The 16,397-nt window shown below is 45.4% G+C and carries 19 protein-coding genes; all 19 read right to left on the minus strand.

Annotated elements, in window-relative coordinates; translation table 11 throughout:
* Positions 1 to 5: 5 nt before the first annotated feature.
* Positions 6 to 236, minus strand: a complete 231-nt coding sequence (locus tag AFK25_RS13745) for a DUF1146 family protein (RefSeq protein WP_009361907.1) — start codon at positions 234 to 236, stop codon at positions 6 to 8.
* A gap of 55 nt (positions 237 to 291) precedes the next feature.
* Positions 292 to 1,794 carry an NADH-quinone oxidoreductase subunit NuoN gene (nuoN, locus tag AFK25_RS13750; protein WP_035064482.1) on the minus strand — a complete coding sequence of 501 codons (1,503 nt, stop codon included), beginning with the start codon at positions 1,792 to 1,794 and terminating at the stop codon, positions 292 to 294.
* Positions 1,795 to 1,798: 4 nt separating this feature from the next.
* Positions 1,799 to 3,310, minus strand: a complete 1,512-nt coding sequence (locus AFK25_RS13755) for an NADH-quinone oxidoreductase subunit M (RefSeq protein WP_035064481.1) — start codon at positions 3,308 to 3,310, stop codon at positions 1,799 to 1,801.
* Complete coding sequence (gene nuoL / locus AFK25_RS13760) at positions 3,310 to 5,166, minus strand: NADH-quinone oxidoreductase subunit L (RefSeq protein WP_035064478.1); 1,857 nt, start codon at positions 5,164 to 5,166, stop codon at positions 3,310 to 3,312. Before nuoL ends, AFK25_RS13755 begins: the two co-directional genes overlap by 1 nt.
* Positions 5,167 to 5,224: 58 nt before the next feature.
* Positions 5,225 to 5,536, minus strand: a complete 312-nt coding sequence (gene nuoK, locus AFK25_RS13765) for an NADH-quinone oxidoreductase subunit NuoK (RefSeq protein ID WP_009361911.1) — start codon at positions 5,534 to 5,536, stop codon at positions 5,225 to 5,227.
* Positions 5,533 to 6,042: an NADH-quinone oxidoreductase subunit J gene (locus AFK25_RS13770; protein WP_009361912.1), complete on the minus strand. Its 510-nt coding sequence runs from the start codon at positions 6,040 to 6,042 to the stop codon at positions 5,533 to 5,535. Before AFK25_RS13770 ends, nuoK begins: the two co-directional genes overlap by 4 nt.
* Entirely contained in the window at positions 6,039 to 6,458 is a 420-nt protein-coding gene (gene nuoI / locus AFK25_RS13775; protein ID WP_003396988.1) for an NADH-quinone oxidoreductase subunit NuoI, read from the minus strand. The genes AFK25_RS13770 and nuoI overlap by 4 nt, the downstream gene beginning before the upstream one ends.
* A gap of 22 nt (positions 6,459 to 6,480) precedes the next feature.
* Positions 6,481 to 7,482, minus strand: a complete 1,002-nt coding sequence (nuoH, locus tag AFK25_RS13780; protein ID WP_026011867.1) for an NADH-quinone oxidoreductase subunit NuoH — start codon at positions 7,480 to 7,482, stop codon at positions 6,481 to 6,483.
* On the minus strand, positions 7,482 to 8,582 hold the full coding sequence (locus AFK25_RS13785) for an NADH-quinone oxidoreductase subunit D (RefSeq protein ID WP_009361914.1): 1,101 nt from the start codon (positions 8,580 to 8,582) through the stop codon (positions 7,482 to 7,484). Before AFK25_RS13785 ends, nuoH begins: the two co-directional genes overlap by 1 nt.
* 3 nt (positions 8,583 to 8,585) lie before the next feature.
* Complete coding sequence (locus AFK25_RS13790; RefSeq protein ID WP_035064475.1) at positions 8,586 to 9,587, minus strand: NADH-quinone oxidoreductase subunit C; 1,002 nt, start codon at positions 9,585 to 9,587, stop codon at positions 8,586 to 8,588.
* A 3-nt stretch (positions 9,588 to 9,590) separates the two neighbouring features.
* Positions 9,591 to 10,103 carry a NuoB/complex I 20 kDa subunit family protein gene (locus AFK25_RS13795; RefSeq protein WP_006319894.1) on the minus strand — a complete coding sequence of 171 codons (513 nt, stop codon included), beginning with the start codon at positions 10,101 to 10,103 and terminating at the stop codon, positions 9,591 to 9,593.
* Entirely contained in the window at positions 10,094 to 10,492 is a 399-nt protein-coding gene (locus AFK25_RS13800; protein WP_019418627.1) for an NADH-quinone oxidoreductase subunit A, read from the minus strand. Before AFK25_RS13800 ends, AFK25_RS13795 begins: the two co-directional genes overlap by 10 nt.
* 123 nt (positions 10,493 to 10,615) lie before the next feature.
* The gene (locus tag AFK25_RS13805) at positions 10,616 to 11,020 is read right to left on the minus strand and encodes a F0F1 ATP synthase subunit epsilon (RefSeq protein WP_019418628.1); all 405 of its coding nucleotides are present in this window, start codon (positions 11,018 to 11,020) and stop codon (positions 10,616 to 10,618) included.
* 24 nt (positions 11,021 to 11,044) lie between these two features.
* A complete protein-coding gene (gene atpD, locus AFK25_RS13810; protein WP_009360959.1) occupies positions 11,045 to 12,466 on the minus strand; it encodes a F0F1 ATP synthase subunit beta in 1,422 nt (473 codons plus the stop codon).
* 28 nt (positions 12,467 to 12,494) lie between these two features.
* On the minus strand, positions 12,495 to 13,355 hold the full coding sequence (locus AFK25_RS13815) for a F0F1 ATP synthase subunit gamma (protein ID WP_009360960.1): 861 nt from the start codon (positions 13,353 to 13,355) through the stop codon (positions 12,495 to 12,497).
* A gap of 69 nt (positions 13,356 to 13,424) precedes the next feature.
* A complete protein-coding gene (gene atpA / locus AFK25_RS13820) occupies positions 13,425 to 14,939 on the minus strand; it encodes a F0F1 ATP synthase subunit alpha (protein WP_009360961.1) in 1,515 nt (504 codons plus the stop codon).
* A 24-nt stretch (positions 14,940 to 14,963) separates the two neighbouring features.
* Positions 14,964 to 15,500 (minus strand): F0F1 ATP synthase subunit delta, encoded by a 537-nt coding sequence (locus AFK25_RS13825; RefSeq protein ID WP_035064472.1) that lies wholly within the window; start codon positions 15,498 to 15,500, stop codon positions 14,964 to 14,966.
* Positions 15,497 to 16,006, minus strand: coding sequence for a F0F1 ATP synthase subunit B (gene atpF / locus AFK25_RS13830; RefSeq protein ID WP_009360963.1), 510 nt, complete (start codon positions 16,004 to 16,006; stop codon positions 15,497 to 15,499). The genes AFK25_RS13825 and atpF overlap by 4 nt, the downstream gene beginning before the upstream one ends.
* 170 nt (positions 16,007 to 16,176) lie before the next feature.
* Positions 16,177 to 16,389 (minus strand): F0F1 ATP synthase subunit C, encoded by a 213-nt coding sequence (atpE, locus tag AFK25_RS13835; protein ID WP_003253662.1) that lies wholly within the window; start codon positions 16,387 to 16,389, stop codon positions 16,177 to 16,179.
* Positions 16,390 to 16,397 lie beyond the last annotated feature (8 nt).

Raw genomic sequence — 16,397 nt, forward strand, 5'->3', positions numbered from 1 at the left:
CGCGCTTAAAGTAAAAATGGCAATTGGCGTGACCAACGTAAATAATCTAAAAAGAAATTGCTCACTAACGAGCCGATCGCAATCGTTATTAAAATGTAAAAGACGCGCGCTTGAACGATGCGATTCGGTTTAAAAATTACTTCCAGTCGAACAGCTTGCAACGTCCACCACGTCACCGTAATAAAAAATACATGCGATAATAAACTAATTAACGCTTCTTGTCCGAATGTTTCCATCTTTATCTCTCCTCACATAAAAAAATGGAAGGGTACACCCCTTCCATTATACGTCTTACTGAAGAAAATCGCTAAAATGTTCAAATGGCGCAAGCCAATCGTAGGCGATGTTTGGAAATACCCCTAACAACACCGTACCGATGATACAAATGACAACAACAGCAATGACACCAGGCGGCCATTGTAATCGATGCGTATGTTCGACAGGTCGGAAAAACATTTGCACGAAAATGCCAAAGTAATATACGTACGAAATGACGGTTGTCACTACCATGATTGATGCAAGCACGTAATGAGCGGGTTCAACGACAAATGCGCCGAGGAAAATGTTCATTTTTCCGATAAACCCCGCTGTCCCAGGAATGCCTGCAAGCGATAGTAAAAAGATCGTCATCGCTACCGCCATGAACGGCGAGCGCCGATACAAGCCAGCAAATATGCTAATGTCTTCGTCATCATGATGTTGAGAAACGACTTGCAAAATCGCAAACGCCCCGATCGTCATGAATACGTACGCAAACAAGTAAAACCAAATCGCTTCAAACATAAACATCGATAAGCTTGCGAAAGCAACTAACACGTATCCAGCATGTGCGATGCTCGAATATGCTAGCATGCGCTTAACGTTTCGTTGCCGAAGCGCCATCGTATTGCCGATGATCATCGTTGCTCCTGCTAAAAAGGCGATATATGGCGCAAGCGTCATGAGCATCGAAGCCGAGCTTCCTGTTGGCGTTTGCGCAAAGACGGAAACGATGACACGCAAGACGATGACAAATCCAGCTGTTTTAGAGACGACGCTTAAAAAAGAAACAACAGGCGTCGCCGCACCTTGATATACGTCAGGTGCCCACATATGAAACGGAGCCGATGCCAATTTAAACGATAACCCGACGAAGGTAAGCAAAAAGGCGAGCGATAAAATGTATTGATGGTTTTCATCGTACGTGCTCGCAAGCTGCCCGGCAATTTCTTTTATATTTGTCGATCCGGTGAAGCCGAATATGTAGCTCATCCCAAACAACGTAATCGCCGTTGCAATACCTCCGGTAATGACGTATTTTAACGCCGCTTCGTTTGCGAGTGTATGTTTTTTCCGAATCGCGACGAGAATATAAGAAGAAATCGACAATAGCTCAAGCCCGACAAACAATGTAATGAGATCGCCGCTTGATGCCATCATCATTGCGCCGAGAAGCGCTGTTAAAAATAAGTAATAAAATTCACCACGATAGGCGATGCGCTCTTTTGGTTCATAATGAATCGAAAGCAACAACACGAGCGCACTACCAATCAGCAATAACGCTTTAAACGATTTGGCAAACGAATCGAGGCGGAACGTATCGCCTAAAATGGATGTGACATCACTCGTCCATAAACCGAGCAATGAAACGAATGAAACGGCGACGCCAACAAAAGCGAATAAACCAAGCAGTTGCCGATTTCGGTTTTCCGGCATAAATAGGTCGATGAGCGAGAGCGCAACGGCTACGCCGAGAATAATAAATTCCGGCATCATGACGCCCCATTCATAGCTAAGTAATGTTTCGAAATCCATCTCATCAACCCCCTAACCCGTTCATCATCGTTTCAATCGTCGTTTGTAGCGGCATCGCCAAGACGTTCGGATATACCCCGATGATGACAATAAGCAACAGTAAACTAATCGCTGGTACCCATTCTATGCCACGCAAATCGGAAACGTTTGTCACCTTTGTTTGCCCGAATGTCATGCCGAGAACAGCACGTAATAAATACACAGCTGTCATAATAATGCCGAGCGTACCGATCGCAGCGAGCAAAGGTTCTGCTTGAAATGCGCCAACGAACGCCATAAATTCGCTAATAAACCCAGACGTTCCTGGCAAACCGAGCGAAGCCATCGCCCCAGCAAGAATAAATCCTGATACATAAGGCATTGTTTTCGCCACCCCACCTAAACGAGCGAGCGTCGTCGTGCGCGTTCTTTCGTACATGACACCGACGAAGAAGAATAAAAACGCAGCGATAAATCCGTGTGACACCGCTTGGAAAATCGCTCCTTGTATTCCTGCCTCAGTGAGCGAACCGAGCCCGATTAATACAATGCCCATATGCGACACGCTCGAATAAGCAAGCACCATTTTAAAATCGGTTTGTCTCAGTGCTAAAAACGCACCGTACAACAAGTTGACGACACCTAAAACGATGAGCCATGTCGAAAATTGTTGGAATTGCCCGGGAAATAATCCGAACGCAAAGCGAACAAGACCAAAAGCACCAATTTTTAACAAAACTCCTGCGTGTAGCATAACGACAGATGGTGGCGCTTGTACGTGCACGTGCAACATCCAGCGATGAAGCGGCACGATTGGTAGCTTGACCCCAAAGGCGATGAGCAGCGCAAGAAACAACCCGTAGCGAAGCGCGTCGGAAATTGGCGAAATCGTTTGTGCCATCGGATCCGTTAATATGTGGTGCAGCTCAGCGATATTCGATGTGCCCGTGCGCGCAAACAAGACGGCAATGACGATCAATAAAACGGCTGAACCGAGCCCGTTATAAATTAAATAGCTATATGCCGCTTTTTCTTTTTCGAAATATCCCCATTTTCCGATGAGGAAAAACATCGGAATGAGCGTCAGCTCGAAAAAGATGAAAAAGAGCACAAGGTTGCTTGCGGCAAACACGCCGAGCATACCAATTTCAAGCAATAAAAATAGTTGAAAATATCCTTTCCATTCTTTTTGAATGGACATCGAAGCAATCGCAGCGAGCGTTGCTAAAACGGTCGTCAAAACGATCATAACAAGTGCAAAACCGTCAACATGAAGTTCATATGCGACAGTAAAATCTGTTTCCTTTAAAAATGGAAACTCGCCAAATTGAATCCATGACCGTTTTTCCGCTAATTTGCTTATATCATAGCCGTTTTGATATTGCCAAAACGCAAATAACGATAAACATAACGATGGCAACGTCGCTAAAACACCAAGCCATTTAATCGCTTTTTCTTGTTCTTTCGAAAGGAGCGAAAGAACGAGTATGCCTAAAAGCGGGGAGAAAATTAAGAGCGATAAAAAGTATGGCTGCATTATAAATACCCCCCTGTCACCGCAAAAATGACGACGAGAATCGCTAAAGCAACAATCGTCACCGTACCGTACATTTGTACTTGACCGTTTTGTAAACGTGAGCCGATGCGTCCAATGCCGCGCGCTGTTGCAGCAAATAGTTGAGCCACTCCTTCGATGAGGAAACGGTCGATATACTCAAACAATAAACTAATGAATGACGTTGCACGGATGACTGTCAATCCGTAAAACTCATCGATGTAATATTTGTTCATGAGCACATTGTACGTCATTGGAAAACGTGACGATAGCCAGTCGCGAGCAATGGCACGTTTACCATATATGAGCCATGCAAGAGCAATTCCGCATAAAGAAACAACGGTCGCTACAATCATAATCCAACTCGGACCTTCCATATGTGCATGCCAGTTCGTTCCTTCTGTCAACCACTCGCCTAAAAACGCTCCCCACGGTGTTTGAACGTAACCCGAAACGACGGCCAACGCACCGAGGACGATCATCGGAAACACCATGACCATCGGTGATTCGTGTACACCATCATTTGCCGTCCGCGCTTCTCCGGCAAACACGAGGAAAAATAAACGAAACATATAAAACGCTGTGAAAAAGGCAGCGATAACAGCGACAACAAATAAACCGACATGCCCGTGCGTCCACGCCGCAATTAAAATTTCATCTTTGCTGAAAAAGCCTGAGAAAAACGGAAATCCGCTAATAGCTAACGTTCCGATTAAAAAGAGCGGAGCGGTCCATTTCATTTTTTTCCATAACCCGCCCATTTGTTCAATGTTTTGCGTATGCACCGCATGAATGACACTACCTGCCGCTAAGAAAAGGAGCGCTTTAAAAAAGGCGTGTGTCATTAAGTGAAAGACGCCTGCCACGTACCCAGCAGAGCCGAGCGCTAACATCATGTAACCGAGCTGGCTAACAGTCGAATAGGCAAGCACGCGTTTAATATCCGTTTGCACTAAGCCGATGGACGCTGCAAAAATGGCGGTAAATCCTCCGACGTAAGCAACGGTCGTCATCGCAACTTCACTTGCTTCGTAAAGCGGAAACAGCGTCGCAACTAAATATACCCCGGCAGCAACCATCGTTGCCGCATGAATTAATGCCGAGACAGGCGTCGGCCCTTCCATCGCATCTGGAAGCCACGTATGAAACGGAAATTGACCGGATTTCCCGATCGCACCGATAAAAATGAGAATGGCGCTTAACGTCATGATTGTCGTTGAAACATCCCCTTGTTGTAACGCAGCAAAAATAGCTTCATATTCAAAACTTTTTACTTCAAGGAACAATAAAATCATGCCGATCAATAAGCCAACATCCCCGATGCGCGTCATAATAAACGCTTTTTTCGCCGCAGCTTTCGCTTCTTCTTTGTAAAAATAAAATCCGATGAGTAAGAACGAGCCGAGACCGACAAGTTCCCAAAAAATATACGTTTGCAGTAAATTTGGTGATACGACGAGCCCGAGCATCGCGAATGTAAACAAACCTAAGTAGGCATAAAATACCGGGAAGCGCTCATCACCGTGCATATATCCTTTCGCATACGTATGTACGAGAAAGCTAACAAGCGATACAACAACGAGCATGAGCGCATTGAGTGCGTTCACTTCAAAGCCGACAGTCAAATGCACATCCCCAATTGTCAACCATGTGTATGCTTGTTTATATGTTAGCTCCGTCCAGCGCTCGTACAACGTCCCGAGGGCGAAGACGAGCGAAAGAAGCGTCAACAACATTCCGACATACGCGCTTCGTTCTTTTAACTGCTTGCCCACAACAAGCAGCACAACAAACGAGACGAACGGAAAAAGCGGTATGAGCCATGCGTTTTCCATCATCGTTCAATCATCCCCTTTTTCAGGTGCATTTATATGTAACCCCTTTGTTTCCCATCCTTTATCGTTTCATCGAATCGACTTCATCAATATGAATCGTTTTGCGATTGCGGTATAACGCAATTAAAATAGCTAACCCGACTGCTGCTTCCGCTGCGGCAACAGTAATGGTAAAGAGCGAAAATACTTGACCTGTAATGCCTGGATTTACCCCGTATTTGCTAAATGCAACTAAGTTGACGTTTACGGCATTTAACATGAGCTCGATACAAATAAGCACAATGACTGTATTGCGTTTCGTTAACGCTCCGTACAATCCGATGCAAAACAATAAAAGCGCAAATACGAGATAGGCGGATAACGGTACATTCATTCTCCCGCCTCCTTATCATCTTTTTTCGCTAAAATGACCGCGCCAATGAGTGCGACGAGCAATAAAACGGACGCAAGTTCAAACGGAATGACGTACTTCGAATAGAGCGCGATTCCGATTTGTTCCGTATTTTTATCATGAAGCCCAACCGCTTCGCTGCCAAAGTCAAGCGTGCGAATGCCGATGTACATCACCGCACCAAAAGCAACCGTACCAAGTAGGGCGAATGCTTTTCGAAGCGGGCTGCCTGTCGATTGGCCGTCATCTTGATGACGCGTAAGCATAATCCCGAACAACATAATAATTGTAATCGCACCAGAGTAAATCAGTACTTGGACGGCCGCTACAAATTCAGCCGATAAAAGAACGTAAATGCCGGCGATACTGACGAACGTAAAAACGAGCGCGACGACCATATGAACAACTTTGTTTAAATTTAACATAAACACGCCGCCGCCAAGCGCAATGAGCGCAAGAACGAAAAATGCGAGATATTGTCCACTCATGGCTTATTCACCTTCCGCACGTTCGTATCGTTTTCATCAAGCCACGTTAAATCTTTAAATAATTCATCGCGGCTATATTCCGCTAATTCAAAGTTGTTCGTCATCACAATCGCCTCAGTCGGACATACTTCCGTACATAAATCGCATAAAATACAAATTTCAAAGTTAATGTCATACGTATCAATAATTTTTCCTTTTTTCGTCGGATCCGGATGTTTTTTGCCCGTCAGCTGAATACAGTCGGTCGGGCAAATGTTTGCGCACTGATTACAAACGATACATTTTTCCGGATAAAACTTTTGAATGCCGCGAAAGCGATCCGGAAGCGGAAGCGGTTCATTCGGATAATCGTACGTCACTTTTTCTTTTGTTAAGTTTTTCAGCGTATACGCTAATCCTTTCATTAAACCGAGCATTTCTGCCCACCCACCTTTTTATTTAAAAAAATAGTTGTTTCACAAGAGCTGTGACAAAAATATTGACGAGCGCAACAGGCAATAACACTTTCCAACCAAACTCCATCAATTGATCGGCACGCACACGCGGAAACGTAATGCGAAACCAAATAAATAAGAAGACGACAAGACTAAACTTTAACGCAAACCAAACGGCCCCTGGAATAAAGTCGAGAAACGGAAGCGGATGCCATCCTCCTAAAAAGAGCACCGTCGTTAATGCTGCCATCGCAAAAAAGTACACGTACTCTGCGAGCATAAAAAACGCCCAGCGGAATCCAGAATATTCAACATGGAATCCTGCAACAAGTTCCGATTCCGCTTCCGGCAAGTCAAACGGCGTTCGGTTTAACTCCGCCACAGCGGCAATAAGAAAAACGAGAAAGCCGATCGGCTGGACAACGATAAACCATACATCTTTTTGCGCTTCGACAATGTCGTTTAAGTTTAAGCTTCCCGACAACAAAATGACACCAATGACAGACATGACAAGCGGCACTTCGTATGAAATCATTTGCGCAGCTGCGCGCATGCCGCCAAGCAGGGCATATTTGTTGTTCGATGCCCATGCGCCTGTCACCACTCCGATTGTCGTTAATCCGGAAACGGCGATGTAATACAATAGCCCGACGCCAATATCAGCAAATTGCAACGCATCGGTAAACGGCAGTGCGGCAAGCACCATAAATGCAGGGGCAAACGCGATGACCGGTGCTAAAATAAACAACGGGCGATCGGCTGCTTTTGGAATCGTATCTTCTTTTAACAATAGCTTTAACACGTCAGCCACCGTTTGCAGCAACCCCCAGCGTCCTCCAACTTGGTTCGGACCGATGCGGCCTTGCATAAATCCCATCACTTTTCGTTCCGCTAAAATGCCATACGTGACAAATCCTAATACAACGAGCAATAGTCCAACGCCAATCGCAAAGAAAATGGCGACATTCGTCCAGCTTGGCGTCGACTGCAAAAGTTGTTCCATCATCATCCATCGACCTCCCCAAGCACGATATCAATCGCGCCAAGTATCGCAATTAAATTCGCGATATTTTCCCCTTTTAATAGTTTTGGAAGGATTTGTAAATTATAAAATGACGGTCGACGGAATTTTAAGCGATACGGCTCTTTTTTCCCGTCGCTCGCAATATAACAACCGATTTCCCCACGCGGTGACTCGATGCGCACATACGCTTCTCCCGGTGGCGCTTTAATAATTTTCGGCACTTTCGCCATAATCTCGCCGTCATCTGGAAACTGCTCGCACGCCTGCTCGATAATACGAAGCGATTGTTCAATTTCAGCAAGTCGGCACTCATAGCGCGCAAAACAATCTCCTTCTGTACGTACAGGAACATCGAAATCAAATCGATCATAAATAGAATATGGTTCATCTTTTCGTAAATCCCATTTCACACCAGTACAACGCAAATTGACGCCGCTTAGCGAATATGCTAACGCCTCTTCTTTCGTGTACTTGCCAACTCCGATGACACGGTTGCGGAAAATTTCATTTCCCGTGACAAGTTCATGGTAGCCTTCTAGCTGTTTGCGCATATATGGAACGAACTGTTTTACTTTATCAATCCATCCGTCTGGCGCATCCCATTTCACGCCGCCCACACGCATGTAGTTAAACGTTAAGCGCGCACCTGATAGTTCATTTAATAGATTAATAATCATTTCCCGCTCACGAAACGCATATAAAAACGGACTGACTGCACCAATATCAAGCAAATACGTTCCCCACCAAACGAGGTGGCTCGCAATGCGACCGAGCTCCATCGCAAGCACGCGTAAATACTCGGCACGCTCCGGCACTTCAATGCCCATCATCGTCTCTACTGCGTGACAAATGACGTAGTTGTTCGTCATCGCTGATAAATAGTCCATGCGATCAGTGTATGGGATGATTTGTGTATACTGCAAATTTTCTGCGATTTTTTCTGTCCCGCGATGAAGATAACCGATGACAGGAGTCGCTTCCTTAATGATTTCCCCATCGATTTTTAACACGAGACGAAACACGCCGTGTGTGCTCGGATGTTGCGGTCCGACGTTTAAAAGCATCTCCTCTGTTCTCAGCACGCCTTAACCCTCCATATCGTACGGCTCGTAATCTTTCCGAAGCGGATAGCCGACCCAGTTTTCCCCTAAGAAAATGCGAATGAGTTGCGGATGACCTTCAAAACGAATGCCAAGCAAATCATACGCCTCACACTCCGGCCAATTTGCTCCTGGCCAAAGCGGAACGAGCGAGTCAATGACCGGTTGATCGCGATCAATTTTTACTTTCAACGCAACTGATTGGCGATTTTTATACGAATATAAGTGCACATACACTTCCATATGCGTTTGAAAGTCTGTTCCGTGCAATTCTGATAAATAATCAAAACTTAGCTGCTCATTATATTTTAAAAACTCAGCCACTTTAAAATATGTATCTTTTTTTACAACGAGCGTCGGCACGTCTTTCGACAAACGATTGATGTAAGCGTTTTCTAATACATCTTTTCCGAGATGTTCTTCAATGACTTTAACGTATTTGTCGAGATATGGCTGATTTGGTGACGGCTTTTCCTCTTTTTCTTCAGCGACATCTGCACTTTTTGCTTTTGCTGCCGCTGCGGCTTTCGCCTTCGCTGCTGCCGCCGCTTTTTTCTTCGCCAATTCTTCTTCGCTTAATTCCCCTGACTCTGCCGCTTTTTGTTTCGCTAACGCTGCGGCTTTCGCTTTCGCTGCTGCCGCTGCTTTTTTCTTCGCCAATTCTTCTTCGCTTAATTCCCCTGACTCTGCCGCTTTTTGTTTCGCTAACGCTGCGGCTTTCGCCTTCGCTGCTGCCGCTGCTTTTTTCTTCGCCAATTCTTCTTCGCTTAATTCCCCTGATTCTGCCGCTTTTTGTTTCGCTAACGCTGCGGCTTTTGCTTTCGCCGCTGCCGCTGCTTTTTTCTTCGCTAGCGCAAGGTCTTCTTCACCTTCGAGCGGAGGCTCAGTTTGTTCCGCTGCTTGCTTCGCCGCAAGACGCTCTTTCGCTAATTGTTTCGCCCGTTCCGCCGCCTCTTTTTTTAGTTGCTGTAAATCTTTTTCATCCATAACTTACAGCACCTTCTTTCCTGTTTTCGCTTCGTAGCGAATTTTTTCTTTCAGTTTGTTAATGCCATAAATTAATGCAGCTGGATTTGGCGGACAGCCTGGAATATATACGTCAACCGGTACAATTTGATCGACACCTTTTACGACGCAATACGATTTTACATACGGCCCACCTGCTGTCGCACAAGAACCCATCGCAATCACCCATTTCGGTTCAGGCATTTGATCATATAAACGGCGAACGATTGGCGCCATTTTTTTCGTCACCGTTCCTGAGACGATCATGACGTCGGATTGGCGAGGCGACGTACGGAAAAAAGAACCAAAACGATCTAAATCGTAATGCGAAGAGCCAACCCCCATCATTTCAATCGCACAACAGGCAAGACCGAACGTGAGCGGCCATAATGAGTTGCTGCGCGCCCATGCTTTGAGCTGTTCTAACGTCGTTAAAAAAACGTTGCGACGCATTTCTTCCATTTCTTGATCTGATACGTTCAATAATTTTACATCCATTTTAACACCTTCTTCTTCCAAGCATACACAAGTCCAATCAACAACATGACGACGAAAATGAGCATTTCAATGAGCGCAAATGCACCAAGCTTTTCAAACGCCACCGCCCACGGATATAAAAATACAGTCTCTACGTCAAAAATGACGAACAATAACGCAAAAATGTAATACCGTATGTTAAACTGCACGCGTGAATCGTGGAACGGATCTAATCCGCTTTCGTACGTTGTTTGTTTCGCTGCATTTGGCGCATGTGGACGAAGAAAACGCCCCGCCGTGAGTGCAACGATTGGAAGTAAAATGCCTAAACAAAGAAACACAAAGACGACTACATAACTGTTTACATAAACGTTCAACGATGTCCCACCCCTTTGTGACTTTATACACATTTTTCAAAAACGTCATACTATTACGACTGTAACCGATAACATTATATCACTTCTTCACATATGTGTCGATAAAACTTGTTCCAAAAATAAACAAAAAAACCCTAAGAGACGATGCTCCTAGGGTTAAAAATTGCGATTCGCAACATTTAAACGGTTAATCGCACGACGTAAAGCTAATTCCGCCCGTTTATGATCAATATCATCTTGTTTCGCTTGCAAGCGGCGTTCAGCCCGCTCTTTCGCCGCTTTTGCGCGCGCAACGTCAATACTTTCTGCTCGTTCTGCTGCTTGCGCTAAAATCGTCACACGATCAGGGCGAACTTCTAAAAAGCCACCGCTCACCGCCACGAGCTCAGTCGCGTTTCCTTTTTTTAAACGAACCGCGCCAATTTCTAGCGGTGCGACCATCGGAATGTGCCCTGGCAACACGCCGAGTTCGCCGCTTTGCGCTTTAGCGCTTACCATTTCCACATCCGCTTCATACACTGGGCCGTCCGGAGTTACGACACTGACTTTAATCGTCTTCATGAAAAAATCCTCCTCGGTCCCTTATTAAACTTCTACGCCCATTTTTCTCGCTTTTTCAATTACTTCTTCAATGCGGCCAACTAAGCGGAACGCATCTTCTGGAAGATGGTCATATTTTCCTTCCAAAATTTCTTTAAAGCCACGAACTGTCTCTTTTACAGGTACGTATGAACCTGGTTGCCCTGTAAACTGTTCAGCGACGTGGAAGTTTTGTGATAAGAAGAACTGAATGCGACGAGCGCGATGAACGACAAGTTTATCTTCTTCTGAAAGCTCATCCATACCAAGAATGGCGATAATGTCTTGTAATTCTTTATAGCGTTGCAACGTTTGTTGCACTTTGCGCGCCACTTGGTAATGCTCTTCTCCAACAATTTCTGGTGAAAGCGCACGAGATGTCGATGCAAGCGGGTCTACCGCTGGGTAAATACCCATCTCTGATAATTTACGCTCTAAGTTTGTTGTCGCATCTAAGTGTGCGAACGTTGTCGCTGGCGCTGGGTCAGTGTAGTCGTCCGCTGGAACGTAAATCGCTTGGATCGACGTAACCGAACCGACAGCTGTTGATGTAATACGCTCTTGTAATTGACCCATTTCTGTCGCAAGTGTTGGTTGGTAACCTACCGCTGAAGGCATGCGTCCTAATAGGGCAGAAACTTCTGAACCTGCTTGCGTGAAACGGAAAATGTTGTCGATGAAGAACAATACGTCTTGTCCTTGCTCATCACGGAAATATTCCGCCATTGTTAATCCTGTTAACGCAACGCGCATACGTGCTCCAGGCGGCTCGTTCATCTGACCGAATACCATCGCTGTTTTGTTAATAACGCCAGAGTCTTTCATTTCATGGTACAAGTCGTTTCCTTCGCGCGTACGCTCACCAACGCCGGCGAATACGGAAATACCACCGTGCTCTTGCGCGATGTTGTTAATTAACTCTTGGATTAAAACCGTTTTTCCTACTCCTGCACCACCGAACAAACCGATTTTTCCACCTTTAATATAAGGGGCAAGAAGGTCTACAACTTTAATTCCTGTTTCAAGAATTTCAACTTGTGTTGAAAGTTGTTCGAATTTTGGTGCTGGACGGTGAATTGCATCGCGACGAGCGTCTGCTGGAATATCTTCCCCTAAGTCAATCGGCTCTCCTAATACGTTAAATACGCGTCCGAGCGTGACTTCACCAACAGGAACAGAAATCGGTGCTCCCGTATCGATGACTTCCATTCCACGCACTAATCCGTCAGTCGTTGACATCGCAATTGTGCGCACTGTGTCGTCCCCAAGGTGAAGGGCTACTTCTAACGTTAAGTCGATATCGACTTCTTTTTCGTTACGCGCTTTATGTTTAATTTTTAGGGCGTTGTAAATCGCAGGTAAGTGTCCGTCTTCGAACTTTACGTCTACAACAGGACCCATAACTTGAATAACGCGTCCTTTTGCCATCGTTTTCCCTCCTAACTAACTGCTTAAGCTATTGCAAGGCGTTCGCTCCGGCCACAATCTCTGTAATTTCTTGCGTAATCGCTGCTTGACGAGCGCGGTTGTAAGAAAGCGTAAGTGTCCGAATCAATTCTTTTGCGTTGTCTGTTGCGTTTTTCATCGCTGTCATCCGCGCAGCATGCTCGCTCGCTTTTGCATCGAGCAACGCGCCATAAATTAAGCTTTCAGCGTATTGCGGCAACAACACTTCTAAAATTTCTTCTTGTGACGGTTCAAATTCGTAAGTGGTCAACTTTTTCTCCGATGCTAAATCGGTTAATGGTAATAACTTTTTCTCCGTCACATCTTGTTGGATGGCGCTTACGAAATGATTGTAAAACATATACAACTCATCAAACGTACCATCTGCAAACATGTTCACCGTTTTGTTCGCAATTTCTTTAATGTCCGCAAACGTTGGTTGATCTGGCAAACCGGTAATATGTAAAGCTACCGGAATATTGCGGCGTTTAAAGAAGTTTAAGCCGACGCGACCGATCGCAATAATCGCATATTCTTCTGTCGAACGGTGACGCTCTTGAATCGTTTGAAAAACAGTACGAAGCACGTTGCTGTTGTAGGCGCCAGCTAAGCCACGGTCAGATGTAATGACTAAATATCCCGTCTTTTTTACTGGGCGCTTCACAAGCATCGGATGAGAAGCGTCGTTGCTTCCGAGCGCGACGCTCGCTACGACCTCTTGAATTTTTTCCATATACGGCGTAAACGATCTTGCATTATGTTCTGCACGGTTTAATTTTGATGCCGAGACCATTTCCATCGCTTTTGTAATTTGGCTCGTCTTTTTTGTCGTGTTAATGCGCGCTTTTATATCGCGTAACGATGCTCCCAAAGGTTTCACCACCTTTTTCGCTCAATTGTTGAAAGGGACGGAACAGCTAAGCTGTTCCGCTCACTTTTCTTACTCCGATACAACAAACGTCTTTTTGAACGCTTCAATCGCTTTGTTGAAGTCTTCTTCATTTGGAAGATCGCCTGTTGTGCGAATATGTTCCATCAGTTTTTGACCGTTTTCGTCTTTGTCTAACCATGCATGGAACTCTTTTTCAAAGCGGCGAATGTCTTCTACTGGAATGTCATCTAAAAAGCCGCGTGTTAATGCGTAAATAATCGCTACTTGTTTTTCAACTGGTAGCGGCTCATGTAAACCTTGTTTTAACACTTCAACTGTGCGCGCACCGCGAGCAAGTTTCGCTTGTGTTGCTTTATCAAGGTCAGAACCGAACTGCGCAAACGCCTCTAACTCGCGATATGCCGCTAAGTCAAGACGCAACGTACCAGATACTTTTTTCATCGCTTTAATTTGTGCTGCCCCACCGACGCGCGATACAGAAAGACCGGCGTTAATCGCTGGACGCACGCCTGAGAAGAACAAGTCAGACTGCAAGAAAATTTGCCCGTCTGTGATGGAAATGACGTTCGTTGGAATGTATGCTGAAATGTCGCCCGCTTGTGTTTCAACGAACGGCAACGCTGTTAATGAACCTGCACCTTTCGCATCGCTTAATTTTGCTGCCCGCTCAAGCAAGCGAGAATGCAAGTAGAATACGTCACCTGGATACGCTTCACGACCTGGCGGACGGCGTAATAATAACGAAAGCTCACGATAAGCTGCCGCTTGTTTTGATAAGTCATCGTATACAACAAGAACGTGTTGTCCTTTGTACATGAAGTATTCGCCCATCGTTACGCCCGCATATGGTGCTAAGAATAAAAGCGGAGCTGGCTGTGACGCAGACGCTGTAACGACGATTGTGTAATCTAATGCACCGTATTTGCGCAACGTTTCAACGACGTTACGAACGGTTGATTCTTTTTGTCCGATCGCCACATAAATACAAATCATGTTTTTCCCTTTTTGGTTAATGATTGTATCTACTGCAACGGACGTTTTTCCTGTTTGACGGTCTCCGATAATTAACTCACGTTGACCGCGACCGATTGGCACAAGCGCGTCAATCGCCTTAATTCCCGTTTGAAGCGGCTCATGGACAGATTTACGATCCATAACGCCAGGCGCTGGGCTTTCAATCGGGCGAGTTTCTGTCGTTTCGATTGGACCAAGTCCGTCAACTGGTTGACCTAATGGATTGACGACACGACCGATTAACGCTTCACCTACTGGCACTTCCATAATGCGACCTGTACGACGTACTTCATCGCCTTCTTTAATGCCTGTGTACGGTCCTAAAATAACGATACCGACGTTGTTTTCTTCTAAGTTTAGCGCCAATCCCATGACGCCGTTGGCAAACTCAACAAGCTCTCCTGACATAACGTTGTCGAGGCCATGAGCACGAGCGATTCCGTCACCAACTTGAATGACTGTACCGACATCGCTCACTTCGATTTCAGACTGATAGTTTTCAATTTGCTTTTTTATCAGCGCGCTAATTTCTTCCGCTTTGATGCTCATGCATTTCACCCCTATCTATAAATGTTAGCGAGTTAACTGTCGCTGTAATCTTGCTAATTTTCCGCTGACGCTTCCGTCGAAAATGCGGTTTCCGATGCGCACTTTGACGCCGCCGATCACATCTTTATCAATGACGTTTGTGATGCGAAGCGCGTCGACGCCAACTTTTTTCGCAAACACGTCTGCAAGCGCATTCGTTTCGTCTTCCGTTAACGGACGAGCCGAATAAACGATCGCCTCAGCTACACCGCGTGCTTCATTTGCTAGCGCAATAAACGCATCTGCTAAATCGTTCACGATGTCGATGCGATGGCGATCTAAAAGCAACATGAGCGTATGTTGCAATACCGTCGAAATGTTCGCAAACGCTTCTTGGACGAGCGCTTTCTTTTTCGTTAGCGCAATTTTTGGATGGTTTAGCACAGAAAGAAGCACTTCATTTTGTGCAAACACTTGTTTGACGACGCGAAGTTCTTGTTCGAGCTGATCAAGAAGCTGCTGTTCTTTCGCAATTTCAAAAAGTGCCGACGCATATCGTTTCGCTACGACTTGTTTGTTCATCGGCTTTCTCCTACCTCTTGAATGTACTCGCTAATCAGCTTCGCTTGATCTTGTTCGCTCAACTCTTTTTCAATGACTTTTGAAGCAATAAGTACAGATAAAGAAGCAACTTGTTGACGCAACGCTGCCATCGCCTGTTCTTTTTCTTGTGCGATTTCTTTTTTTGCTGCCTCTTTTAAGCGCTCTGCTTCTTGACGAGCGGCTTGAATGATTTGCTCTTTTTGCTCTTCGCCAAGCTTGCGAGCTTCTTCGATCAGCGCTTGCGCTTCTTGGCGTGACTTTTTCATTAATTCACGTTGCTCTTCTGCAAGCTTTTTCGCTTCTTGATGATGCTTTTCTGCTTGCTCAATTTCGTTCGCAATATGCTCTTCGCGCTGTTTCATGACGCCCATTAATGGACCGAACGCATATTTGCGAAGCAAAAACATGAGCAATAAGAACATGACTAATTGGAATGCGATATCGCCGCCGTTGAACCCATGTCCACCAGCGCCTAATACAAACATGTTTACCACCGCGCGTTTCACTCCCTTCAAAAATCGCCCGAATACTAGTCGGAACGTGTGCGTACGAACATAAAGGAATGGCGAAGGTTCTCATGGAATGATCTTCGCCATTGTTGAACGAGTTTCGTTTCCGTATGCAGTTACCGCTCGTTTCGAACGAGCGCTCAGTTTTAACGACCTTGAACCATGAACGCGATAACGACCGCGATGATCGGAATCGCTTCGACTAACGCTACCCCGATAAACATTGTTGTTTGTAACATACCGCGCGCCTCTGGTTGACGTGCAATTCCCTCTACTGTACGAGATACGATTAAACCGTTACCAATACCAGCACCAAGTGCCGCTAAACCAATTGCAATTGCAGCTGCTAATACACCCATTTGAAAAG

It is taken from the genome of Anoxybacillus gonensis (assembly GCF_001187595.1).
GTDB lineage: Bacteria > Bacillota > Bacilli > Bacillales > Anoxybacillaceae > Anoxybacillus > Anoxybacillus gonensis.

What these genes read in the sequence shown, in the direction of transcription:
- nuoI (WP_003396988.1), bottom strand. Translation starts at nt 6,458, where the DNA reads ATGCTCGGTTTAATGAAAGGATTAGCGTATACGCTGAAAAACTTAACA.
- AFK25_RS13745 (WP_009361907.1), bottom strand. Translation starts at nt 236, where the DNA reads ATGGAAACATTCGGACAAGAAGCGTTAATTAGTTTATTATCGCATGTA.
- AFK25_RS13755 (WP_035064481.1), bottom strand. Translation starts at nt 3,310, where the DNA reads ATGCAGCCATACTTTTTATCGCTCTTAATTTTCTCCCCGCTTTTAGGC.
- nuoK (WP_009361911.1), bottom strand. Translation starts at nt 5,536, where the DNA reads ATGAATGTACCGTTATCCGCCTATCTCGTATTTGCGCTTTTATTGTTT.
- atpF (WP_009360963.1), bottom strand. Translation starts at nt 16,006, where the DNA reads ATGTTTGTATTAGGCGCTGGTGGACATGGGTTCAACGGCGGCGATATC.
- atpA (WP_009360961.1), bottom strand. Translation starts at nt 14,939, where the DNA reads ATGAGCATCAAAGCGGAAGAAATTAGCGCGCTGATAAAAAAGCAAATT.
- nuoH (WP_026011867.1), bottom strand. Translation starts at nt 7,482, where the DNA reads ATGATGGAACAACTTTTGCAGTCGACGCCAAGCTGGACGAATGTCGCC.
- AFK25_RS13770 (WP_009361912.1), bottom strand. Translation starts at nt 6,042, where the DNA reads ATGAGTGGACAATATCTCGCATTTTTCGTTCTTGCGCTCATTGCGCTT.
- AFK25_RS13825 (WP_035064472.1), bottom strand. Translation starts at nt 15,500, where the DNA reads ATGAACAAACAAGTCGTAGCGAAACGATATGCGTCGGCACTTTTTGAA.
- atpE (WP_003253662.1), bottom strand. Translation starts at nt 16,389, where the DNA reads ATGGGTGTATTAGCAGCTGCAATTGCAATTGGTTTAGCGGCACTTGGT.
- AFK25_RS13800 (WP_019418627.1), bottom strand. Translation starts at nt 10,492, where the DNA reads ATGTGTATAAAGTCACAAAGGGGTGGGACATCGTTGAACGTTTATGTA.
- AFK25_RS13795 (WP_006319894.1), bottom strand. Translation starts at nt 10,103, where the DNA reads ATGGATGTAAAATTATTGAACGTATCAGATCAAGAAATGGAAGAAATG.
- nuoN (WP_035064482.1), bottom strand. Translation starts at nt 1,794, where the DNA reads ATGGATTTCGAAACATTACTTAGCTATGAATGGGGCGTCATGATGCCG.
- AFK25_RS13790 (WP_035064475.1), bottom strand. Translation starts at nt 9,587, where the DNA reads ATGGATGAAAAAGATTTACAGCAACTAAAAAAAGAGGCGGCGGAACGG.
- atpD (WP_009360959.1), bottom strand. Translation starts at nt 12,466, where the DNA reads ATGGCAAAAGGACGCGTTATTCAAGTTATGGGTCCTGTTGTAGACGTA.
- AFK25_RS13805 (WP_019418628.1), bottom strand. Translation starts at nt 11,020, where the DNA reads ATGAAGACGATTAAAGTCAGTGTCGTAACTCCGGACGGCCCAGTGTAT.
- nuoL (WP_035064478.1), bottom strand. Translation starts at nt 5,166, where the DNA reads ATGATGGAAAACGCATGGCTCATACCGCTTTTTCCGTTCGTCTCGTTT.